The 21799-nt window shown below is 62.4% G+C and carries 22 protein-coding genes; 18 read left to right on the top strand and 4 right to left on the bottom strand.

The features are described 5' to 3' along the window. Positions 1-48: 48 nt before the first annotated feature. Genes cobJ through cobG form a run of 4 tightly spaced genes read right to left on the bottom strand, consistent with a single transcriptional unit; the run spans position 49 to position 4463 of the window. Positions 49-1761, bottom strand: a complete 1713-nt coding sequence (gene cobJ, locus N5D61_RS10060) for a precorrin-3B C(17)-methyltransferase (protein WP_279892371.1) — start codon at positions 1759-1761, stop codon at positions 49-51. Beyond that, complete coding sequence (locus tag N5D61_RS10055; protein WP_279892370.1) at positions 1761-2495, bottom strand: precorrin-2 C(20)-methyltransferase; 735 nt, start codon at positions 2493-2495, stop codon at positions 1761-1763. Before N5D61_RS10055 ends, cobJ begins: the two co-directional genes overlap by 1 nt. Beyond that, positions 2492-3118: a precorrin-8X methylmutase gene (locus N5D61_RS10050; protein WP_108239502.1), complete on the bottom strand. Its 627-nt coding sequence runs from the start codon at positions 3116-3118 to the stop codon at positions 2492-2494. Before N5D61_RS10050 ends, N5D61_RS10055 begins: the two co-directional genes overlap by 4 nt. Next, on the bottom strand, positions 3111-4463 hold the full coding sequence (cobG, locus tag N5D61_RS10045; RefSeq protein ID WP_279892367.1) for a precorrin-3B synthase: 1353 nt from the start codon (positions 4461-4463) through the stop codon (positions 3111-3113). Before cobG ends, N5D61_RS10050 begins: the two co-directional genes overlap by 8 nt. A 246-nt stretch (positions 4464-4709) precedes the next feature. On the opposite strand from cobG, the gene cbiE reads away from it, so the two are divergent. The 18 genes from cbiE to ureC all read left to right on the top strand — a co-directional run bounded on the left by cbiE (position 4710) and on the right by ureC (position 21561). Continuing rightward, the gene (cbiE, locus tag N5D61_RS10040) at positions 4710-5912 is read left to right on the top strand and encodes a precorrin-6y C5,15-methyltransferase (decarboxylating) subunit CbiE (protein WP_279892365.1); all 1203 of its coding nucleotides are present in this window, start codon (positions 4710-4712) and stop codon (positions 5910-5912) included. Next, positions 5912-7009 carry a cobalt-precorrin-5B (C(1))-methyltransferase gene (locus N5D61_RS10035; RefSeq protein ID WP_279892364.1) on the top strand — a complete coding sequence of 366 codons (1098 nt, stop codon included), beginning with the start codon at positions 5912-5914 and terminating at the stop codon, positions 7007-7009. Before cbiE ends, N5D61_RS10035 begins: the two co-directional genes overlap by 1 nt. Beyond that, on the top strand, positions 7006-7728 hold the full coding sequence (locus tag N5D61_RS10030) for a cobalt-precorrin-6A reductase (RefSeq protein WP_279892362.1): 723 nt from the start codon (positions 7006-7008) through the stop codon (positions 7726-7728). The genes N5D61_RS10035 and N5D61_RS10030 overlap by 4 nt, the downstream gene beginning before the upstream one ends. A gap of 121 nt (positions 7729-7849) precedes the next feature. Next, entirely contained in the window at positions 7850-8275 is a 426-nt protein-coding gene (locus N5D61_RS10025; protein WP_279892360.1) for a DUF2946 domain-containing protein, read from the top strand. A gap of 53 nt (positions 8276-8328) precedes the next feature. Next, positions 8329-8799: a copper chaperone PCu(A)C gene (locus tag N5D61_RS10020; RefSeq protein ID WP_279892358.1), complete on the top strand. Its 471-nt coding sequence runs from the start codon at positions 8329-8331 to the stop codon at positions 8797-8799. Between the two features lie 37 nt (positions 8800-8836). Beyond that, positions 8837-9283 (top strand): DUF2946 domain-containing protein, encoded by a 447-nt coding sequence (locus N5D61_RS10015; RefSeq protein ID WP_279892356.1) that lies wholly within the window; start codon positions 8837-8839, stop codon positions 9281-9283. Between the two features lie 86 nt (positions 9284-9369). After that, entirely contained in the window at positions 9370-10743 is a 1374-nt protein-coding gene (locus tag N5D61_RS10010; protein WP_279892354.1) for a PepSY domain-containing protein, read from the top strand. A 342-nt stretch (positions 10744-11085) separates the two neighbouring features. Next, positions 11086-12351, top strand: a complete 1266-nt coding sequence (gene urtA / locus N5D61_RS10005) for an urea ABC transporter substrate-binding protein (protein ID WP_108239494.1) — start codon at positions 11086-11088, stop codon at positions 12349-12351. A 208-nt stretch (positions 12352-12559) separates the two neighbouring features. Beyond that, entirely contained in the window at positions 12560-14152 is a 1593-nt protein-coding gene (gene urtB / locus N5D61_RS10000) for an urea ABC transporter permease subunit UrtB (protein ID WP_279892352.1), read from the top strand. Continuing rightward, positions 14152-15231, top strand: a complete 1080-nt coding sequence (gene urtC / locus N5D61_RS09995; RefSeq protein ID WP_279892350.1) for an urea ABC transporter permease subunit UrtC — start codon at positions 14152-14154, stop codon at positions 15229-15231. The genes urtB and urtC overlap by 1 nt, the downstream gene beginning before the upstream one ends. After that, positions 15228-16094 carry an urea ABC transporter ATP-binding protein UrtD gene (gene urtD / locus N5D61_RS09990; protein WP_108239491.1) on the top strand — a complete coding sequence of 289 codons (867 nt, stop codon included), beginning with the start codon at positions 15228-15230 and terminating at the stop codon, positions 16092-16094. Before urtC ends, urtD begins: the two co-directional genes overlap by 4 nt. Before the next feature lie 136 nt (positions 16095-16230). Further along, complete coding sequence (gene urtE, locus N5D61_RS09985; RefSeq protein ID WP_108239490.1) at positions 16231-16929, top strand: urea ABC transporter ATP-binding subunit UrtE; 699 nt, start codon at positions 16231-16233, stop codon at positions 16927-16929. Between the two features lie 49 nt (positions 16930-16978). Further along, positions 16979-17824 (top strand): urease accessory protein UreD, encoded by an 846-nt coding sequence (locus N5D61_RS09980; RefSeq protein ID WP_279892347.1) that lies wholly within the window; start codon positions 16979-16981, stop codon positions 17822-17824. Between the two features lie 146 nt (positions 17825-17970). Continuing rightward, a complete protein-coding gene (locus N5D61_RS09975) occupies positions 17971-18273 on the top strand; it encodes an urease subunit gamma (RefSeq protein ID WP_108239488.1) in 303 nt (100 codons plus the stop codon). Positions 18274-18296: 23 nt separating this feature from the next. Beyond that, entirely contained in the window at positions 18297-18836 is a 540-nt protein-coding gene (locus tag N5D61_RS09970; protein WP_279892346.1) for a GNAT family N-acetyltransferase, read from the top strand. A gap of 49 nt (positions 18837-18885) precedes the next feature. Beyond that, positions 18886-19422, top strand: coding sequence for a GNAT family N-acetyltransferase (locus tag N5D61_RS09965; RefSeq protein ID WP_279892344.1), 537 nt, complete (start codon positions 18886-18888; stop codon positions 19420-19422). Further along, positions 19419-19724 (top strand): urease subunit beta, encoded by a 306-nt coding sequence (locus N5D61_RS09960; RefSeq protein WP_108239485.1) that lies wholly within the window; start codon positions 19419-19421, stop codon positions 19722-19724. Before N5D61_RS09965 ends, N5D61_RS09960 begins: the two co-directional genes overlap by 4 nt. Positions 19725-19860: 136 nt before the next feature. Next, a complete protein-coding gene (gene ureC, locus N5D61_RS09955) occupies positions 19861-21561 on the top strand; it encodes an urease subunit alpha (protein ID WP_279892341.1) in 1701 nt (566 codons plus the stop codon). Positions 21562-21799: the final 238 nt, after the last annotated feature.

Raw genomic sequence — 21799 nt, 5'->3', positions numbered from 1 at the left:
CCCGTCTGGTCCTATCTGACTTCGAGCTTTTTCCGACCTTCGACATCTTCATTTCCCAGGCTTGGCGCCATACCAGCGGGGCGTGTAGACCCATTGAGCGCCATCGCCGCGCGGGAAGGTGCAGGTCAGCGACGAACCAATCAGCACCATGGTGCGCATGTCCACCTGCTCAGCGGTGAGCTCGGCGAGGGTAGTGACGCGCAGTGTCTGCCCCGGACGGCCGATGTCACGCCCCAGCGTGACGGGTGTTTCAGGACGACGATGCTGGCGCACGATCTCCAGCGCCCGTCCCAATTGCCACGGACGCGAGCGGGAAATGGGATTGTAGAAGGCCAGCGCCAGATCGGCCTGACACGCCAGTTCCAGACGCTTTTCGATGATGTCCCAAGGCTTGAGGTTGTCCGAAAGCGACATCACGCAGAAATCGTGGCCCAACGGGGCGCCCGCCTGTGCGGCGGTCGCCAAGGACGCCGAGACGCCTGGCAGTATTTCGAGGTCCACCGCGTGCCACTGCGGATTGTCGGACTCGTGAAGCGCCTCCAGCACCGCCGCCGCCATGGCGAACACTCCGGGATCGCCCGAAGACACCACGACCACCGAGCGCCCTTTGGCTGCCAGCTCGAAGGCATGGCGAGCACGTTGCATCTCTTCGCGGTTATCGGTGCAATGCAGCACCTGATCGGCTCGGAAGGGGCCAGCCATTCGCACGTAGGTCTCATAGCCCAGCACATCGTTGGCACGCGTGAGTTCGGCCTTCACGGCAGGGATCATGAATTCGGCAGCGCCCGGCCCCAACCCGATTACCGCCAGGCGTCCACGCCCTCGCCCCACCTGTTCAACCTCCAGCGGCTGTGGCGCCACCGCAATGGCGACGCCATCGACCGTTGCAAGCACTGACGACCCGTGCGGCGAGGCCCGCTGCGCCATGTCGCCAGGTACAGCATGCGCCGTGAAGCGTACCGGCACACCCAAGGCCGCGGCGGCAGCGTGCAGCGCAGAGTGCGCCATGTCGCGCTCGCTCGCCAGCAGGCAGGCCACTGCCTGTACGGCGATGCGCGAATCACGCAACGCGGCACGTACGACATCAACCAGGTTTTCCACCGACGCGTCCACCGCGACCAACACGTTTCGCGGGTAAATCAGCAATTCATTGGCAGACGGCTCCCGCTCGAGGCAGCTCACATGAATCGCCAGGTTCGCCTGATCGTCCTGCGGCAGTTGCGCCTGCGCCAGCCAGGGTGCGGTGCCTTCCACGCGGACGGACTCACCTGAAAGCAGGTCCGACACGAAACGCTTGCCCCGCTCAAGGTCACCCAGCGAATAGCCCGCAGGTGGATTGAGCAGGCAGGTGCCAAAGCGCAACTCGCCACTGGTGGTGATGGCCGCGTCAGTTTCCAGCACAGCCGCGATTTCACGCGCCATGACGTTGACCCCGCCCAGCCCGCCCAGTAACGGAACGACCGCACTGCCATCCTCGGCTACGGCCAGTACGGGCGGCTCCGCGCCTTTTTCCAGGAGTACGGGGGCGAGCGTGCGTATGACGATGCCCGCTGCACACAGCGCGATGATCGGCGTGTCCTGTTGATACAACTGGCGCAGCGTCGCGCCGAATTCGACGTAACGGCGGTCCGCCCCCTCGACTCGGTCGGCAAGCCCGTGAATCACAGCGTCCGGATACCGCTGTTGAATCCGGCGCGCGGTGTCCAGCGCGCCTTTGCCCAAGATGACGATGGCCGGGGCCTGGCCGTTCGAAGCGCCCATCAGCCTTGCCACCTTTCACCCGGAACGATGATCAGCGAGAAATACGGCGACGACATCGGATCGACGTCTGCCAGGGGCACGATCTTCTGGTTGGCCATGGTTGCCCGCTCAACGTACAGTGCCCGTGCCGCCAGGCCGGTTTCCACCAGCACCTGACGAACTTTCGGCAGATTGCGACCCAGCTTCATGATCACTGCCGCATCGGCATCCTGCAGTTTGCGTTTGAGCTCTTCGGACGACAGCACGCCTGATAGCACCGACAGGCTCTGGTTGCGATACACCAACGGCGCCCCCAATACCGACGCGCCACCCAGCATCGAGCAGACCCCCGGCACCACCTCAGCTTCATAGCGTGCGGCGAGGCGATCGTGCAGGTACATGTAAGAGCCATAGAAAAACGGATCGCCTTCGCAGATCACAGCCACATCGCGACCGGCATCCAGATGCGCCGCGACGTCCAGGCTGGCAGTGTCGTAGAAGTCACTGATGATCCGCTCATAAGACAAGGGTTCGGGCAACACTTCGGTGGTCACCGGGTAGACCAATGGCATCAAGGTCTGGGCAGCCTGCAAATGCGCTTCAATGATCCCGAAGGCATTGCCCTTCTTACCCTTGGCGACGAAATAGGCCACCACAGGTGACTCACGCAGCAACCGCAATGCCTTGACCGTGATCAATTCCGGATCACCCGGGCCCACGCCAAGCCCGATCAGACGACCGCGAGCCTGCATCATTCGACCTCCGTGGCAAGGGCGTTGACCGCCGCAGCGGCCATGGCACTGCCGCCACGACGCCCTTGCATGATCACGTAGGGCACGCCACGGCTGTCCGCGGCGAGCATGTCCTTGGATTCAGCCGCGCCGACGAAGCCGACCGGGAAGCCGAGGATCAGCGCGGGTTTAGGCGCGCCCGCGTCAAGCATTTCAAGCAGGTAGAAAAGCGCTGTGGGTGCATTGCCGATCACCACCACAGCCCCTTCCAAATGAGGGCGCCAGAGTTCCAGCGCGGCGGCGGAGCGGGTATTGCCCAGCTCGCGTGCCAGCTCCGGTACGCCTGGGTTTTTCAGGGTGCAGATGACCGGATTGTTGGCGGGCAAACGGGCGCGGGTCACCCCTTCGGCGACCATATGGGCGTCACACAGGATCGGCGCTCCCGCGGCGAGAGCCTGACGTCCCGCTGTACCGGCACCCGGCGAAAAACGCAGGTCATCGACCGCATCGACCATGCCGCAGGCATGAATCACCCGCACCGCGAGTTTCTCCAGATCGGCCGGTACGCTGTCGAGGCGGGCTTCGGCGCGGATGATCGCGAACGAATTGCGATAGATCTCCTGACCGTCGCGGATGTATTCAATCATGGGTGTTGCTCCGTGAGTCGGCGGTCAACAACGCACCAACTGCTTCAATAGTGAGGTCACGCCCGCGCAACTCGCCGAAACCCGGCTGATCGGCGTGGCGAAAATACAAGTCGTAATGGCCGGCGCTCACCGCCAGCAAGGTGACAGGCGCTACGTGGGCGGCAGCGCAGGAACGATTGCACCCCGTCAGGTGCACGGCGTAAGTCACGCCTTGTTTCTGCAAGTCAGCCGCCAGTTGCAACGCGTCCGTCTTGGTGTCGGCCAGGCCCTTGCCACAGGCGGCCGAGCCCGTGCACGCAATCATCTGCGACAGGGCCTGACCGGCGTCACACATCAACCCGGCGTTCTGCAGACTGTCGAGGACGCGCGACGTATGTTCATCTTGCACGTTACGCAACATCAGGCTCTGCCATGGCGTCATCACCAGGCTCCCGTCGCCGACGTCAACAGCCAGTTTCGCGGCGCTGCGCAACATGGACGGCGTGAGGCGCCCCAAAGGCACGCCACCGCCGACCGAGAACAGACCGGGCTGGCGTTGTGGATAAATCCCGATGTGCGCGTTTGGCCTTGTCGGGATGGGCCGCGCATCGGAAAGGGTACGATCCCTTCGAAGGGCGTGTGGCAAGCGCTGGGCCAAATCGTCGAGGAACTGCTCGGGCGACAGCCCCTCCAGCAGATGGCGCATGCGCGTCTGATCGGGCCGGGCATGGTGGAGGAACCCTTCCAGTACCGCGACAACCAGATCATGCGCTGCATCCAACGACACCGCTGCCAAGGGCGAATCGGTCGCAGGGCAGCCGGCAAGGCCGAAGCCCAGCACGACCTCGCCCTCCAAGTGGAGCGCAGATAGCCAAAGGTCATGGGGATGGTCGCGCATCGTCAGGCCCTCACCCGCATCCAGCGAGAGTGCGAACTTGGGCGAGAGATCATGAAAGCGACGATGGCTTTGCAGCGTATCGAGGATCTGGCTCGCCAACGGGCGCGCATCGAACAACTGCTGCGGATCGATACCGGCAGTGGGACTGATCATCAGGTTGCGCACATCATCGCTGCCAGGATGCTTCGGGCCCAATCCGGCATTGAGTAACGTCATGATCAGGCCCTGATGATCCTGACCGATCCCGCGAACCTGCAGATTGCCGCGATTGGTCGCCTCGATGACACCGCAGCCGAATCGCTCGGCGGCATCCGCCACGGCCATCGCCTGATCCGCGGTGATCACCCCGCCCGGCAGCTTGATCCTGCAAATCCCGCCATCCAGCGCCGGGACGATACGCAGCAACCCCGGGCAAGCCGAGGGGCGCAGGGGCGCAGCGGGGATTCGAGCGGACAACGGCTCGGCCAAAGGATCACCTGGTGTGAACGGACTGAACGGGCAGAAGGCGGGTTCTGCGAGGGCAGTATTATGCCTGCTTTGGCAGGGGGCGGGAAAAGGCGGTTGGTCGGAAGCGTCCGGCTCGATGGGGCGAACCCGCGCGGACGTGAGCATCTGGGCAAGACGACGAGCCCCCTCTCTCGCGCTATCATGCCCACCTTATCCACAGGCCCCCGCAACCGGGCCTGTTGCAAGCATTCTGTCTGAGGGCAATACATGTCGCCGTGGCTGACAGTCGTGGGAATCGGTGAAGACGGCTACAAGGGCCTGGGGCGCAATGCGCGGCATGCGCTGTTACAGGCGCGTCAGGTGTTCGGCAGCTCGCGCCAACTGGAGCTGCTACCGGCGTGCATCCAGGCCGAGCGGCGGCGGTGGCCGAGCCCTTTCTCCCTGCAACCAGTCCTGGAGCAGCGCGGTGAGCCGGTGTGTGTGATTGCCAGCGGCGACCCCATGCTGTTTGGCGTAGGGGCCAGTCTTTCACGTCACGTGCCGGCGGAGCACATGCGCGTGATCCCCGCGCCCTCTTCCTACTCGCTGGCCGCCGCGCGCCTGGGCTGGGCATTGCAGGACGTGGTGACACTGTCGGTGGTCGCGCGCCCCATGGCCGCACTCAATGCCCATCTGCACCAAGGCCTGCGCTTACTGGTCCTGAGCAACGACGGCAGCAGCCCAGCCGCGATCGCGGCGTTGTTGCGTGAGCGCGGATTTGGTCTCAGCCACATGACCGTGCTGGAACATCTGGGCGGATCATCCGAGCGACGCATCGATGGAGCTGCGAACGACTGGACGGACGTGCAAACCGCAGCCCTGAATCTAGTGGCGATCGATTGCCGTGCCGAGCCTGGGGCACTTCGCCTGTCGCCGCTCGGCGGCCTGCCCGACGACGCATTCCGCCACGACGGCCAACTGACCAAGCGCGACGTGCGCGCCGTCACACTCGCCCGCCTTGCGCCAGTGCCCGGCGAGCTGCTATGGGACGTGGGGGCAGGCTGCGGCTCTATTGGCATCGAATGGATGCGCGCTCACCCGACCTGCCGTGCGGTGGCCATCGAGGCGAACGAAGAACGCCAACAGATGATCGAGTTCAACCGCGATGCGCTGGGCGTGCCTGGACTTCAGTTGGTACGTGCCCGTGCCCCCGATGCCCTCGAAGGCCTGGAACAGCCCGACGCGGTTTTCATTGGCGGTGGCGTCACCCGCCACGGCGTCCTGGATCGTTGCTGGGAGCAGTTGCGCAGCGGTGGTCGGCTGGTGGCCAATGCGGTCACGCTGCAGAGCGAAGCGATGCTGGTGAACTGGCGTGAACGGCACGGCGGCGAACTGACGCGCATACACTTGGCCCATTCGAAGCCGCTGGGCACATTCGACACTTGGCGCCAGGCGCTGCCCATCACCTTGCTGGAAGCGGTCAAACCCTGATGCGCGAAGAGACCGGCGAACAACCTGCACCGCTGCGCAGTGGCCTGACGACGGGCAGTTGCGCCACCGCCACGTCACTCGCCGCCGCGCGGTTACTGCTGTGCGCCGAGGTCAATGACGCTATTCACATCACCCTGCCCAAGGGCAAGCAGGTAGAGATGCGCCTGGAGTTCTGCCGCGCCGTTGAGGGTGGCGCAGAAGCCGGCACGATCAAGGATGCCGGCGATGACCCGGACGTGACCCATGGCGCGCTCTTGTCCTCGCAAGTGCGCCTGATTGCCGGGCCGGGCGTTCGCTTCGTCGCAGGGGCCGGTGTCGGCACGGTCACCCGCCCCGGCCTGGTGCTGGGCGTTGGCGAACCGGCAATCAACCCCGTGCCCCGGCGAATGATGACCGAACATCTGATGCAACTGGCCGCCGAATGCGGTTACACGGGCGGCTTCGAGGTCACCGTGTGCGTCGAAAACGGCAGCGAACTGGCACTCAAGACCATGAACCCCCGCCTCGGCATTCTTGGCGGTCTATCGATCCTGGGCACCAGCGGGATCGTTCGTCCCTTCTCTTGCGCCGCTTATATCGCGTCTATCCACCAAGGCATCGATGTTGCTAAAACCAACGGTTATATGCACATCGCCGCTTGCACGGGCAATGCGAGCGAAGACACCATGCGCCGGGTCTATCGCCTGCCCGATATCGCGCTCATCGAAATGGGCGACTTTGTGGGCGCCGTCCTCAAGCACCTGCGCAAAGTCTCGGTGGATAAACTCAGCCTGTGCGGCGGGTTCGGAAAAATCAGCAAACTGGCCGCAGGGCACATGGATCTGCACAGCCGTCATTCCAGTATCGACCTGGAACAACTGTCGCATTGGGCTGCGGACGTCGGCGCCAGCGCCCATCTGCAGCAACAAATCCGCGAAGCCAACACCAGCCAGCAGGCGCTGGCGATGGCGTCCGCCCTCGGTGTGCCGTTGGGCGATGCCGTCTGTGAGCATGCGCTGGCTTTCGCTCGCACGGTGGTGCCATCACAGGTCGAGGTCGAAGTCTTCGCGATCGACCGTCAGGGCGAGATCGTGGGCCACGCCGGGGCTTTGGCATGAAACGAATCCTGCTGTTGGGCGGTGTCACCGAAGCTCTGGCAATCGCCCGCACGCTGGGGCCAGCGCACATTTACAGCCTTGCGGGTGTGGGGCGGGTGCCCAACGATCTGACCTGCCAAGTCCGGGTCGGGGGCTATGGCGGAGCGCAGGGGCTGGCTCGATTCATAAGCGATGAAGGCGTAGACCTTATCCTCGATGCGACGCACCCCTACGCGGCGCAGATCAGCCAGAACGCCGCCACAGCGGCGAGACTCGTCGGCACCCCCATCTGGGCCCTGCGACGCCCAGCCTGGCAACCCAGGCCGGGAGACGACTGGCGAGAGGTAGCGAACTGGGCTGAGCTGGCCGCTGCCCTCACCCCCTTCGAACGGCCGTTGTTCACCCTCGGCCGCGAGCCGCTCGAGCATCTGGACGAGATTCCACATCATCAGTTCTGGACCCTTCGCGCGCTCGACACCTACCCCGGCAACGAGCGCTGTGAGGTGATCGGGGCCCGAGGCCCGTTCAACATCGAGGACGAACGGGCGCTGTTCACGCAGCGCGCGATCGATGTACTGGTCAGCAAGAACAGCGGCAGCAGCGCAACCGAGCCCAAACTTGAGGTGGCGAGGGAACGGGGGATACCGGTGCTGGTAGTGAGGCGCCCAGTGTTGGCGGGGGTGGATCGGGAGTTCTGGGGTGTAGAAGAGGTCGTTGCGCAGTTGGCGGCGTTTTCTTGAAGCTCCCACTCCAGCGAAACACCCACGGCATCCAGAAAACGCTGACTGGCTGGGATTGCCCACCCATCCGCGACATAACGCCGCACCCTTAGTTTTTACATCCATCGGCCATTCAGGCTAAATGGCCGACATGAAACCACAACAATATTCCCTTCCCAGCCAAAAGCGGCGCCGGACGTTCGCCTGGATCGCCTGCTTTGCGCTGCTGTTTGGCATGCTGGCGATGCCCATGACGCCAACGATGCCCCGCATCCAGGGTGAACAGTGGGTATGGAGCAGCTTTTGCACCGGTCAGGGCACAAAATGGGTAGCGACGCCCGTTGCGCTGGTCGATCAAGGCACCCCCACGCACAACGACCACACCTCTGTGCAACATTGCCCGTGCTGTTCCGGCGCTCTGTCGATGGTCGCGGTCCCCGCGGGCAATCAGCTCGGTTTCCTGGTTTTAGTGCAGCCGGTCCACCTGCAGGACGTCGAACTCTGGTTCCATGCGCCGCCTCGTGTGCTCTGGCCCCATCTCAATCCACGCGCCTCCCCACGAGTCTGATCGTTCGCACACGCCCTATGCCGCGTATCTGAATGGATTGGAGACTCTCCGCGATGTTGAAAACACTTCTGTTGCTCGCAGTGCTGCTGCCTGCCTGCTTTGCTGATGCCCACGACTATGCGAAAGGCAATCTCGCCATCGCTCACCCTTGGTCAAAGGAGCTACCGCCGAATGCGCCAACGGTGGCGGCCTATTTCGTGATCCAGAATTCCGGCTCGGACGACGACCGGCTGATGGGGGCTGACAGCCCTATCGCTGGTGCCGCACAACTCCATGAACATGTGAGCAAGGACGGGCTGATGAAAATGCAGCAGGTGCAGACCGTCAGCGTGCCGGCGGGCGGCACCGTGACGTTCGCGCCCATGGCCTATCACGTCATGCTGCTGGATGTGAAGGACCGCTCCAGGCTGACCGAGGGCCTGACGTTTCCGCTGAACCTCCACTTCGAGAAAGCTGGCGACGTGACGGTGCAGGTCATGGTGCAGAAGCAGCCACCCGACGCATCCACGTCCCACACGCATTGAATGATCCCCGACCGTAGAAGCTGACCGAGTGAAGCGCATGCTTGCGAAACACGCTCATTCCACCCATGCCCCTCGCAGATTGCCAGGTGCGTGGCTGAGCCTGTTCGCCATGCTGATGATCTTCATCGGGCCACTGATTTCCCAGTCGATGCCAATGGAGCATCACACTGGGATGTCGATGTCCTCGTCCATGTCGGGCGGGATGGACATGTCCTCGCCGATGACCATGACGGCAGACGATCACGCCGGCCATCACACCGTGAAGGCCGATAAGGGCGGCATCGATCATGTGATCTGGGCAAAGTGTGGCTATTGCACCCTGCTCTTCAGCTGTCCGGCGCTGACGCAGACATTGGCGGTGACAGCGCCCGTCCCGCCCAAACCGGCCGACTTCTACCGGGCGCTCCCGCAAAATGGCCACGCCCAACGCAGCGTGTTCCCCAACGCCCGCAGCCGAGCGCCGCCCTCCCGCTCCGTCGTGTAATGCCTTTGACAAGATCCGTATCCGTTGGCGGCCCTGGTGCCGCTGACGTGCTGCGCCGTGTTTTTCCCTGACGGGAGCGTTTCACCATGTCCAAACCGAATGTGTCGTTCTACAACCTGGCGTGGCGTTGGCATTTCTATGCCGGGCTGTTCGTTGCGCCGTTCATGATCCTGCTGTCACTGACCGGGATCGTCTACCTGTTCAAACCCCAGCTCGACTCGCTCATGTACAGCGACTGGCTGACGGTCAAACCCGCCCATCATTCGCTGAGCGCCGATGCTCAACGCCAGCGAGTGCTGGAGGCGTACCCCAATGTATCGATCAGCAAGTACCTGCCGCCCGTCAACGCGGAAAGCAGCGCGCAATTCGTGGTGAAACAGGACGGCCGTGAGTCGAACCTGTTCGTCGACCCGTACAGCGGGAATATCCTTGGCACGCAGGACGCCAAGAACAACCTGCAAGCGATGGCCCGCGCCCTGCACGGCGAGCTGATGATCGGCACCGTGGGGGATCGTTTGGTGGAACTGGCCGCAGGTTGGGGCGTCGTACTGGTGGTGTCGGGCCTTTACCTGTGGTGGCCTCGTGGACGCGCCTCGGCGGGCGTACTCTGGCCAAGGGTCACGGCGAAAGGGCGCGTTCTGTGGCGTGACATTCACGCCGTCACCGGTTTTTGGGGGGCCGTGGCATTGCTGTTCATGCTGCTCAGTGGCATGACTTGGACCGGTATGTGGGGCAAGCTGTACGCCGATGTGTGGAACACGTTTCCGGCTGCCATGTGGAATGACGTGCCCAAATCCACCAGGCAGGCGAGCGAGCTCAATACGGCCGCCGCACAGACGGTGCCCTGGGCCATGGAAAACACGCCGATGCCGGTGTCGAGTGGCGATCACGCCGAGCACATGAACCATGGCGCGCACTCCAGCGCCCCTGCCGCCCCGGGCATCACCCTGCAAAGGGTCGTGGACATCGCCCGCGAACGCCAGATCGAACCCGGCTACAGCATCACCCCGCCCAAGACCGCCGACGGCGTGTTCACCGTTTCGGTCTTCGCCGATGATCCGCGCAACGACGCCACGCTGCACATCGATCAGTACAGCGGCAAGGTGCGGGCGGACGTTCGCTACAGCGATTACAGCCTGGTTTCAAGAGCGACCGAACTGGGTGTGATGCTGCACGAGGGCAAGATGTTCGGGTGGTTGAACCAACTGGTCATCCTGCTTGTTTGCCTGATGGTATTGCTGAGCTCGGCGAGCGGGATCGTGATTTGGTGGAAGCGCCGCCCCCAAAACGGCTGGGGCGTTCCGCCGTTGCGCCATGACTTGCCCCGTTGGAAAACCGCGACAGGCGTGATGCTGGTGCTGGGCATCGCTTTCCCGCTCGTCGGGATTTCCATGCTTGCCGTGTGGTTGCTCGATCGGATAGCCCTTTCGCGCTTTGCCAAATCCTCGGCGACAGCTTAGATTGCGTGCTGCGGGGCCTGGGATCATTTTTGAGTGGTTTAGTGATGAATTCCTCCTCATTTTCGATCCCAGGCCCCGTCCTTCTTTCGTAAGTCCCCGCCCGGCTCCGCTATCAAAAAACCTGTCGGGCGCGTCAGCTTTACGCACCAGACCGGCGCGCGCAGCGCACCATCCCCACCACCCCGCCTCACATTGGTGCGCCAGCCTGATCACAGGCGACGCTTTCATTCGATTTTGCGACCTGCCGCGCCTTGGCCCAGCCTTTGCTAAAGCCTCAATAGCCTCAACCTCTGCATCGCCAACCGCAGTCGTCTCAAAAAAATCAAAGAATGGAGCTAGCCAATGAAGCGTCGTAGTCTGCTAAAAGCGTTCACCTTGTCCGCGTCGATCGCCGCGATGGGTTTGACCTGGACCGCCCAGGCCGCCGAGACCATCAAGGTCGGCATTCTGCACTCTTTGTCCGGCACCATGGCCATTTCCGAGACGTCGCTCAAAGACATGGCGCTGATGACCATCGACGAAATCAACGCCAAGGGCGGCGTCAACGGTAAGAAGCTGGAAGCGGTGGTGGTCGACCCGGCTTCCAACTGGCCGCTGTTCGCCGAGAAAGCCCGTCAGTTGCTGACTCAGGACAAAGTGTCCGTGGTGTTTGGCTGCTGGACGTCGGTCTCCCGCAAATCGGTACTGCCGGTCTTCGAAGAACTGAACGGGCTGCTGTTCTATCCGGTGCAGTACGAAGGCGAAGAGATGTCACCGAACGTGTTCTACACCGGCGCTGCGCCCAACCAACAGGCGATTCCTGCGGTCGAGTACCTGATGAGCGAAGACGGCGGCGCGGCCAAGCGTTTCTTCCTGCTGGGCACCGACTACGTTTATCCGCGTACCACCAACAAGATTCTGCGCTCCTTCCTGCACTCCAAAGGCGTGAAAGACAGCGACATCGAAGAGGTCTACACCCCGTTCGGCCACAGCGATTATCAGACCATCGTGGCCAACATCAAGAAATTCGCGGCCGGTGGCAAGACCGCCGTGATTTCCACCGTTAACGGCGACTCCAACGTGCCGTTCTACAAAGAACTGGGCAACCAGGGTCTGAAAGCCACCGATGTTCCGGTCGTTGCGTTCTCGGTGGGTGAAGAGGAACTGCGCGGGGTCGACACCAAGCCGCTGGTGGGCAACCTCGCCGCCTGGAACTACTTCGAATCGGTGAAGAATCCGGTCAACACAAAATTCGTGAACGACTGGAAGGCCTATGCCAAAGCGCACAACCTGCCGAACGCCGACAAGGCGGTGACGAACGACCCGATGGAAGCCACCTACGTGGGCATCCATATGTGGGCGCAGGCCGTCGAGAAAGCGAAATCCACCGACGTGGATAAAGTCCGCGAAGCCATGGCGGGCCAAACCTTCGCTGCGCCTTCAGGGTTCACGCTGGAAATGGACAAGACCAACCACCACCTGCACAAACCGGTGATGATCGGAGAGATCAAGGCCGACGGTCAGTTCAATGTGGTCTGGAAAACCAAGGAGCCTATCCGCGCTCAGCCGTGGAGCCCCTACATCCCAGGCAACGACAAGAAGCCTGATTATCCGGTGAAGAGTAACTGACACCCCGTCGGGTTCACGCCCGACATCCCTGTAGGAGCGCGCTTGCCCGCGATGCGTTGTGCCGGGCGACGTCAATGGCACAGGCATTGCGCAATCGCGGGCAAGCGCGCTCCTACAGGTTGATCGCGTTCCATCTGTGGGAGCGAATTCATTCGCGATTGCCTCAACGCGGTTGCCCTGCTGTACGCCGGCACCAAGGCCAAACGATATGCCCAGATTTCTTTACCGCCTCATTTTCGCCCTGACCCTGGCGTTGCCTATTGCAGCCCACGCCAGTGACGCTGGCGACTTTGTCGCAGCCGAATCCTCCGAACGCGCCGAACTGCTGGAAACCTGGGCCGCCAAGCCCGATCCGGCACGGGTGCCCCTGCTCATAGCGTTGCAAGAAGGCCGAGTGGCGGCCGACAGCAGCAACCGCGCATTCATCCAGAGCAGCGACGACAGCTTCACTCCCGTCGACCCCGATGCGCCAGCAGCGGCTGACGCACCGAACCCCGATGAACCGCAATCCATCAGCCTGAACAACCGTTTGCGAGGTCTGCTGGAAAATGCGATGGCCAGCCATCGTCTGCTGGATCCGGATGCAAAGCTGCGCCTGGCAGCGGCCCTCACCTTGCAGAAGACTGCTCGTCCTGCGCAGTTGCCGCTGCTGATGCAATACGTCGCCAGCGAGAAAGATGACGCCGTTCATTCCGCGTTGAACCTGGCACTGGCCAACCTTCAACTGGTCGATACCAGCCCCACCGTGCGCCTTGCCGCGGTGCGCTTGCTGGGGGAAACCGGCGACCCACTGGCCCGCACCCGCCTGGAAAACCTGCTCGAACCCAACGTGGAAACCGATCCGACCGTTCGCCTCGCGGCCGAGACCAGTCTGGCGCAAGTCAAACGCAAACTGATGGTCGGCGAAGTCATCGGTCAGGTGTTCAGTGGTGTCTCGCTGGGCTCGATTCTGTTGCTCGCAGCGCTGGGCCTGGCCATTACCTTCGGCTTGCTCGGGGTCATCAACATGGCCCATGGCGAGATGCTGATGCTGGGCGCCTACGCCACGTACGTGGTGCAGCTGATGTTTCAGCGCTACGCGCCCGGCGCCCTCGAGCTTTATCCGCTGGTTGCGCTGCCCGTCGCGTTCTTCGTCACGGCCTGCATCGGCATGGCACTGGAACGCACGGTGATACGCCATCTGTATGGTCGACCGCTGGAAACCCTGCTCGCCACATGGGGGATCAGCCTGATGCTGATCCAATTGATCCGCGTGCTGTTCGGCGCTCAAAACGTCGAAGTGGCGAACCCGCAATGGTTGTCCGGTGGCATTCAGGTGTTGCCGAACCTGGTACTGCCCTACAACCGAATCATCATCATTGCCTTCGCTCTGTTCGTGGTCGCCCTGACCTGGCTGCTGTTGAACAAGACCCGCCTGGGCCTGAACGTGCGTGCCGTGACGCAGAACCGCAACATGGCTGCGTGCTGCGGCGTACCCACAGGACGCATCGACATGATGGCTTTCGGGCTCGGTTCCGGTATCGCGGGGCTGGGCGGGGTGGCGCTGAGCCAGATCGGCAACGTTGGCCCCGACCTCGGTCAGAGCTACATCATCGACTCGTTCCTGGTGGTCGTCCTTGGCGGCGTCGGACAGTTGGCCGGGAGCATCATGGCGGCGTTCGGGCTGGGCATCGCCAACAAACTGCTCGAACCGCAAATCGGCGCAGTGCTGGGCAAGATCCTGATCCTGGCGCTGATCATTCTGTTTATCCAGAAACGTCCGCAAGGTCTGTTTGCACTGAAAGGACGGGTGATTGACTGATGAACCAGCCATTGATGGTTACCGCTGCGCAACGCGCTGGCACCCGCATCACGCTCGCTGTGGGGGCCGTGATCCTCGCGATCCTTATCGCCCTGCCCTTGCTGTCGCTGCTGCCTGACGACAACGGGCTTCAAGTGTCGGCCTACACGCTGACACTGGTGGGCAAGATTCTCTGTTACGCCATCGTCGCGCTGGCCCTGGATCTCGTCTGGGGCTACGCCGGCCTGCTGTCGCTGGGCCATGGCCTGTTTTTCGCCCTCGGGGGCTACGCCATGGGGATGTACCTGATGCGCGAAGCCTCGGGGGACAGCCTGCCTGCGTTCATGACTTTCCTGTCCTGGACGGAACTGCCGTGGTATTGGATCGGCACCCAACACTTCCTCTGGGCCTTGTGCCTGGTGGTGCTGGCGCCGGGGCTGCTGGCGCTGGTATTCGGGTTCTTCGCCTTTCGCTCGCGGATCAAAGGCGTGTATTTCTCGATCATGACCCAGGCCTTGACCTTCGCCGGCATGCTGCTGTTCTTTCGCAACGAAACCGGCTTCGGCGGCAACAACGGCTTCACCAACTTCCGCAGCATCCTGGGCTTCGGCATCACGTCCCAGGGGACGCGGGCTGTGCTGTTTCTGCTGACCGTGGTGTTGCTGGCGGGCAGCCTGTTCGTCGGCTGGCGCCTGGCACGCAGCAAGTTCGGCCGCGTCCTGACCGCCGTGCGCGACGCAGAAAACCGTTTGATGTTCTGTGGCTACGATCCACGCGGGTTCAAACTCTTCGTGTGGGTCTTGAGCGCCGTGCTGTGCGGCCTCGCCGGTGCGCTGTATGTGCCGCAAGTCGGGATCATCAACCCGAGCGAAATGTCGCCGACCAACTCCATCGAAGCCGCGGTCTGGGTTGCACTCGGTGGCCGCGGCACGTTGGTGGGTCCGCTGCTCGGCGCCGGTCTGGTCAACGGCATGAAGAGCTGGTTCACCGTGGCATTTCCTGAGTACTGGCTGTTCTTCCTGGGCGCGCTGTTCATCGTGGTCACGCTGTACCTGCCCAAAGGCGTGATCGGACTGATCAAGAAAAGGGGCGAACAATGAAAACCACTCCAACGCCCGCATTCGATCCGGTGCTGGATCCGACTCTCCATCCAAACAGCGATGCCGGCACCAGCCGCGATGCCATCGGACTGGGGCAAGTGGCGGGCGAAGGGCTCAACACCCTGCACGGCACCATCCTGACCCTGGAAGACATCAGCGTGAGCTTCGATGGCTTCAAAGCCCTGAATGATCTGAACCTCTACATTGGCGTCGGCGAGCTGCGCTGCATCATCGGGCCCAACGGCGCGGGCAAGACCACGCTGATGGACGTGATCACCGGCAAGACCCGCCCCACCCATGGCAAAGCCTGGTTCGGCGAGACGCTCGACCTCACGCGCATGAGCGAAGTGCAGATCGCCCAGGCCGGGATCGGTCGCAAGTTCCAGAAACCCACCGTGTTCGAGGCGTTGAGTGTGTTCGAGAACCTGGAACTGGCGCAGAAAACCGACAAGTCGGTATGGGCCAGCCTGCGGGCCAAACTCAAGGGTGAACAACGCGACCGTATCGACGAGGTGCTCGAAACCATTCGCCTGACCGCGTCCCTGTCACGTCCGGCAGGCCTGCTGTCTCATGGTCAGAAGCAGTTTCTGGAGATCGGCATGTTGCTGGTTCAAGACCCGCAATTGCTGTTGCTCGACGAACCGGTGGCCGGCATGACTGACGCCGAGACCGAATTTACCGCTGAACTGTTCAAAGGCCTGGCGGGCAAGCATTCGCTGATGGTGGTCGAGCACGACATGGGCTTCGTCGGCACCATCGCCGACCACGTGACGGTGTTGCATCAGGGCAGCGTACTGGCCGAAGGATCGCTGGAAGACGTGCAGGCGGATGAACGAGTGATCGAGGTTTACCTCGGCAGATAACACCGCCCCGTTTGTTCGTTCCCACGCTCCGCGTGGGAATGCATCCGCTGACGCTGCGCGTCAGGCAGGGGACGCAGAGCATCCGTCGCGGCGTTCCCATGCAGAGCGTGGGAACGATCACTGGGAGAATTCGTACATGTTACAAGTTGAAAAGCTTCATCAATACTACGGTGGCAGCCACATCCTGCGTGGTCTGTCTTTTGACGTGAAGGTCGGTGAAGTGACCTGTCTGCTGGGCCGCAACGGGGTCGGCAAGACCACCTTGCTCAAGGTGCTAATGGGCCTGCTGCCCGCCAAAGAGGGCGTCGTGCAGTGGGAGGGCAAGCCGATCACCGGCTTCAAGCCGCATCAGCGCGTGCAGTCAGGTATCGCCTACGTGCCTCAGGGGCGAGAGATTTTCGGGCGCCTGACGGTGGAAGAAAACCTGCTGATGGGCCTGTCACGCTTTCCGGGCTCGCAAGCCAAGGAAGTCCCAGCATTCATTTACGATCTGTTCCCTGTGCTCCTGCAGATGAAACATCGCCGGGGCGGTGACTTGTCCGGCGGTCAGCAACAGCAGTTGGCGATCGGGCGGGCGCTGGCCAGCCGCCCTCGCCTGCTGATCCTGGATGAACCCACCGAAGGCATCCAGCCGTCAGTGATCAAGGAGATCGGCGCGGTGATCAAAAAGCTCGCCGCACGGGGCGACATGGCGATTCTGCTGGTGGAGCAGTTCTACGACTTCGCTGCCGAGCTGGCCGATCAATACCTGGTCATGTCCCGTGGCGAGATCGTCCAACAGGGCCGCGGCGAGCACATGGAAGCCGAAGGTGTGCGTGGTCTGGTGACCATCTGATGCGCCGATCGGCTAAGGTACACCCCTTCGTAGAACGATCACGAGCCTTATGAACTTTCCTGCCCACACCGCCCTGTTCACGCCCAGCTGGCACGCCGAGCTGGAACTGGGCTATGGACGTTTCGACGCCACCACACGCCCGACGCTGCGTCGCCACAAAGGCCCGTTGCGCGTGCAGAAACACCTCTATGCCGAAGGCCCGGAAGTTTGCCAGCACATCATCGTTCACCCGCCGGGCGGGATTGCCGGTGGCGATCGGCTGGACATCAGCACGACCGTCGGCCCGAACGCCTGGGTGCAACTGACCAGCCCGGGCGCCGCCAAGTGGTATCGCGCCACCGGGGCCGCCTACCAACAGCTTGAGTTAAAGGTGGCCAGAGGCGCGACGCTGGAATGGCTACCCCAGGAAACGATCGTGTTCAGCGAGGCCAAAGCCGAACTGACCACGCGCATTGACCTTGAGGGAGATGCCCGGCTGTTCTATTGGGATGTGGTCGCGCTCGGGCGCCCCGCCAGTGGAGAGCGCTTCGATCAAGGATACTTTCAGGCCCATCTGGACATTCACCGCGACGGCAAGCTGCTGTGGCACGAGCGCCAGCGAGTCATAGGCGATGACGGCCTGCTGGACTCCCCGATTGGGCTGTGCGGAAAACCGGTGTTCGCGACGCTGATCGTGACAGGGCAAATCGACGCCGCGCTGATGGAGCGCTGTCGGGAGCTGGCGGGGCACGCCTCGGTGCGCGGAGATCTGAGCCAGTTGCCAGGGCTGATCATCGCCCGCTGCCTGGCCGATGAAGCCCTGCACGCCCGAGCCTGGCTGATCGATCTGTGGAAGCTGCTGCGGCCCGCGTTATTAGGCAGAGAAGCGCTGGCGCCGAGGATTTGGAATACATAAACACAGTCCCTCCCGTAGGAGCGCGCTTGCCCGCGATGACATCATGCCTGTGCCATTGATGTCGCCTGACACAACGCATCGCGGGCAAGCGCGCTCCTACGGGGTGGCGTTCACCACTTATTTGGCTTTCTGAAACGGACAAACACATGGACCTGACCCCACGCGAAAAAGACAAGATGCTGATCTTCACCGCTGGCCTGGTCGCCGAGCGGCGGCTGGCGAGAGGGTTGAAGCTGAACTACCCGGAAGCCATGGCGTTCATTTCCGCCGCGTTGCTGGAAGGCGCGCGGGACGGCCAGACCGTGGCCGAACTGATGCACTACGGCACCACCCTTTTGACGCGGGAACAAGTGATGGACGGCATCCCGGAGATGATCCCGGAAATCCAGGTAGAGGCTACCTTTGCGGATGGCACCAAACTGGTCACCGTGCACCAGCCGATTGCCTGACCCCTTCGACCCGTGGAAAGAAGATGATGTTTACGATTCGTGACGCCCTCCTGACCGACATGCCTGCGGTGCTTGAGATCTACAACGACGCAGTGCTCAACACGACGGCGATCTGGAACGAACAACCCGTCGACCTGGCCAATCGTGAAGCCTGGTTTGCAGCGCGTCAGAGTCAGGCTTACCCGATTCTGGTGGCTGTCGATGACGCCGAGCGCGTGCTGGGCTACTCCTCGTTCGGCGACTGGCGCCCATTCGAAGGTTTTCGTCACACCGTCGAGCATTCGGTCTATGTGCGTGCCGATCAACGCGGCAAGGGCCTTGGACCCCTGCTGATGCGGGCGCTGATCGAGCGGGCGAAAGCCTGTGACAAGCACATGATGGTGGCGGCCATCGAAAGCGGCAACGCGGCGTCGATTCACCTGCATGAGCGTCACGGCTTCGTCACCACCGGACAGATGCCGCAGGTGGGCACCAAGTTCGGCCGTTGGCTGGACCTGACGTTCATGCAGCTGGACCTGTCCCCGGGGGCGGATGCTCCGCCGTCCCAAGCCCCCATCCGATGATGGACAAACCCATGTGTCCCGATTTCTCTCAATGAAAGGAAGCCGAGTCATGAATGCTGCTCAGTTGCGACGTGTTACCGGTGAAAGCTTTGCCTATTACCGTCACGGCCTGGTGGCGCTGCTGATGGACGCCGTGCATCGCGGCGCTTCGGTAGGCTTCATGGCGGATTTGAATGCCGATCAGGCGTACACCTGGTGGGAGAGCGTCAAGGCAGACGTCGAACACGGCAAGGTGCTGCTGTGGGTCGTGGTCCAGGAAGAACAGGTGCTGGCGACTGTGCAGTTGGCGCTGTGCCAGAAACCCAATGGCCTGAACCGCGCCGAAGTGCAGAAACTGCTGGTGATGCACCACGCCCGCCGTCATGGCTTGGCGACACAATTGATGCAGGCCGTTGAACAGGCTGCCTATCAGCATCAGCGCGGCCTGCTGTACCTGGATACGGAAACGGGCTCACCGGCCGAGGATTTCTATCGATCGCAGGGTTACCAACTGTCCGGCAAGATTCCGGACTACGCGTGCAACCCGGACGGGGAATACCACCCTACATCCCTTTATTACAAGTTACTGTCGAGGAAGAGCGCATGATTCCTGGTGAATACCAGATCCAGCCTGGCGAAATCGAGCTCAACGTCGGGCGCCGGACGATCACCCTCAGCGTCGCCAACAGCGGCGACCGACCAATCCAGGTCGGCTCGCATTTCCATTTTTTCGAAACCAACGACGCCCTCACCTTCGACCGCGCCGCGAGCCGGGGCATGCGCCTGAACATCCCCGCCGGAACGGCCGTGCGCTTCGAGCCGGGCCAGGCACGGGAAGTTGAACTGGTCGACCTGGCGGGCCATCGTCGGGTGTTCGGGTTTGCCGGACGCGTGATGGGCGATCTGTAACCCGCTTTTGATCGTTCCCACGCGCCACGTGGGAACGCCGGACTGGACGCTCTGCGTCCGTTTTGTGACGCAGAGCGTCACGGGATGCATTCCCACGCGAAGCGTGGGAACGATCATTGAATCTCAAGGCATGCGCATGAAAATTTCCAAACAAGCCTACGCTGACATGTTCGGTCCCACCGTCGGCGACCGCGTCCGACTGGCCGACACCGAGCTGTGGGTGGAGGTCGAGAAGGACTACACCGTTTACGGCGAAGAGGTGAAATTCGGGGGCGGGAAGGTCATCCGTGACGGCATGGGCCAGAGCCAGTTATCGGCGGATGAAGTGATGGACACCCTGATCACCAATGCGTTGATCATCGATCACTGGGGGATCGTCAAAGCCGACGTCGGGCTCAAGGGTGGACGCATCGCGGCGATTGGCAAAGCGGGCAACCCAGACATCCAGCCCGGCGTGACCATCGCGATCGGTGCCGCGACGGAAATCATCGCCGGCGAAGGCATGATCCTGACAGCAGGCGGCGTCGACACCCACATCCACTTCATCTGCCCGCAGCAGATCGAAGAAGCCCTCATGAGCGGCGTAACCACCATGATCGGCGGCGGCACCGGCCCCGCGACCGGCACCAACGCGACGACCGTCACCCCCGGCAAGTGGCACATGATGCGCATGCTGCAAGCCGCCGAAGCGTTTCCGATGAACATCGGCTTCACCGGCAAGGGCAACGTCAGCGTGCCCGAACCGTTGGTCGAACAGGTGAAAGCAGGGGCCATCGGCCTGAAGCTGCACGAAGACTGGGGCACTACACCCGCCGCGATCGACAATTGCCTGAGCGTCGCCGATCAATACGATGTGCAAGTGGCCATCCACACCGACACCTTGAACGAATCCGGCTTCGTCGAAACCACCCTCGGCGCGTTCAAGAACCGCACCATTCACACCTACCACACCGAAGGCGCCGGCGGCGGTCACGCGCCCGACATCATCAAAGCCTGCGGCTTCCCGAACGTCCTGCCGAGTTCGACCAACCCGACCCGCCCATTCACCCGCAACACGATCGACGAGCACCTGGACATGCTGATGGTTTGCCATCACCTGGACCCGAGCATCGCCGAAGACGTGGCGTTCGCCGAAAGCCGCATCCGTCGTGAAACCATCGCCGCCGAGGACATCCTTCACGACCTCGGTGCGTTCTCGATGCTGAGCTCCGACAGTCAGGCCATGGGCCGTGTGGGCGAGGTGATCCTGCGTACCTGGCAGACGGCCGACAAAATGAAACGCCAGCGCGGTCCGCTGCCAGGCGATGGCGAAGGCAACGACAACTTCCGCGCCAAGCGCTACATCGCCAAATACACCATCAACCCGGCGATCACCCACGGTATCAGCCATGAAGTGGGGTCGGTCGAGGTTGGCAAATGGGCGGATCTCGTGCTGTGGCGCCCGGCGTTTTTCGGCGTAAAACCGACGCTCATTCTCAAGGGCGGCTCGATCGCGGCCAGCCTGATGGGCGATGCCAACGCTTCGATCCCGACCCCGCAGCCGGTGCATTACCGCCCCATGTTCGCAAGCTTCGGAAGCGCCCTGCATGCCAGCAGCCTGACCTTCATCAGCCAGGCCGCGTTCGAGGCCGGCGTCCCCGAACAATTGGGCCTGAAAAAACAGATCGGCGTGGTCAGAGGCTGCCGCAGCGTGACCAAGGCCGATCTGATTCACAACGACTATTTGCCGAAGATCGACGTCGATCCGCAAACCTACCAAGTCAAGGCCGACGGCGTGTTGTTGTGGTGTGAGCCTGCAGAAGAACTGCCGATGGCGCAGCGATACTTTCTTTTCTGACAGGCACCAGAGGGAGGCGTCATGCGCCTCCCTATCGCAGTTTCTCGCCGGACAGGTTTGACCGCCTCTTGGGGCGAATTGTCGAGTGGCAGCCGCATGGCCAATGCCAGGCTCTTCGCGCCTGCCCGTCTACTGTCAGAAATGACAGTCCTGCTGCACGAATCCCTGTTCTTCCTGACACAACATGGCGCTAAGATGGCCCCCTCTTCCTCCAGCGCCCCACCAGCAAGGTCGTACC

The organism is Pseudomonas sp. GD03842 (assembly GCF_029841165.1).
Taxonomy (GTDB): domain Bacteria; phylum Pseudomonadota; class Gammaproteobacteria; order Pseudomonadales; family Pseudomonadaceae; genus Aquipseudomonas.
Note: the sequence above shows the minus strand (reverse complement) of the source record. Positions and strands in the feature narration are given on the sequence as shown.

Excerpts from the sequence above, each read along its gene's own strand:
- cobJ (WP_279892371.1), bottom strand. The coding sequence starts at position 1,761 with ATGGGCGCTTCGAACGGCCAGGCCCCGGCCATCGTCATCTTGGGCAAA.
- N5D61_RS10055 (WP_279892370.1), bottom strand. The coding sequence starts at position 2,495 with ATGATGCAGGCTCGCGGTCGTCTGATCGGGCTTGGCGTGGGCCCGGGT.
- N5D61_RS10050 (WP_108239502.1), bottom strand. The coding sequence starts at position 3,118 with ATGATTGAATACATCCGCGACGGTCAGGAGATCTATCGCAATTCGTTC.
- cbiE (WP_279892365.1), top strand. The coding sequence starts at position 4,710 with ATGTCGCCGTGGCTGACAGTCGTGGGAATCGGTGAAGACGGCTACAAG.
- N5D61_RS10035 (WP_279892364.1), top strand. The coding sequence starts at position 5,912 with ATGCGCGAAGAGACCGGCGAACAACCTGCACCGCTGCGCAGTGGCCTG.
- N5D61_RS10030 (WP_279892362.1), top strand. The coding sequence starts at position 7,006 with ATGAAACGAATCCTGCTGTTGGGCGGTGTCACCGAAGCTCTGGCAATC.
- N5D61_RS10025 (WP_279892360.1), top strand. The coding sequence starts at position 7,850 with ATGGCCGACATGAAACCACAACAATATTCCCTTCCCAGCCAAAAGCGG.
- N5D61_RS10020 (WP_279892358.1), top strand. The coding sequence starts at position 8,329 with ATGTTGAAAACACTTCTGTTGCTCGCAGTGCTGCTGCCTGCCTGCTTT.
- N5D61_RS10015 (WP_279892356.1), top strand. The coding sequence starts at position 8,837 with ATGCTTGCGAAACACGCTCATTCCACCCATGCCCCTCGCAGATTGCCA.
- N5D61_RS10010 (WP_279892354.1), top strand. The coding sequence starts at position 9,370 with ATGTCCAAACCGAATGTGTCGTTCTACAACCTGGCGTGGCGTTGGCAT.
- urtA (WP_108239494.1), top strand. The coding sequence starts at position 11,086 with ATGAAGCGTCGTAGTCTGCTAAAAGCGTTCACCTTGTCCGCGTCGATC.
- urtB (WP_279892352.1), top strand. The coding sequence starts at position 12,560 with ATGCCCAGATTTCTTTACCGCCTCATTTTCGCCCTGACCCTGGCGTTG.
- urtC (WP_279892350.1), top strand. The coding sequence starts at position 14,152 with ATGAACCAGCCATTGATGGTTACCGCTGCGCAACGCGCTGGCACCCGC.
- urtD (WP_108239491.1), top strand. The coding sequence starts at position 15,228 with ATGAAAACCACTCCAACGCCCGCATTCGATCCGGTGCTGGATCCGACT.
- urtE (WP_108239490.1), top strand. The coding sequence starts at position 16,231 with ATGTTACAAGTTGAAAAGCTTCATCAATACTACGGTGGCAGCCACATC.
- N5D61_RS09980 (WP_279892347.1), top strand. The coding sequence starts at position 16,979 with ATGAACTTTCCTGCCCACACCGCCCTGTTCACGCCCAGCTGGCACGCC.
- N5D61_RS09975 (WP_108239488.1), top strand. The coding sequence starts at position 17,971 with ATGGACCTGACCCCACGCGAAAAAGACAAGATGCTGATCTTCACCGCT.
- N5D61_RS09970 (WP_279892346.1), top strand. The coding sequence starts at position 18,297 with ATGATGTTTACGATTCGTGACGCCCTCCTGACCGACATGCCTGCGGTG.
- N5D61_RS09965 (WP_279892344.1), top strand. The coding sequence starts at position 18,886 with ATGAATGCTGCTCAGTTGCGACGTGTTACCGGTGAAAGCTTTGCCTAT.
- N5D61_RS09960 (WP_108239485.1), top strand. The coding sequence starts at position 19,419 with ATGATTCCTGGTGAATACCAGATCCAGCCTGGCGAAATCGAGCTCAAC.
- ureC (WP_279892341.1), top strand. The coding sequence starts at position 19,861 with ATGAAAATTTCCAAACAAGCCTACGCTGACATGTTCGGTCCCACCGTC.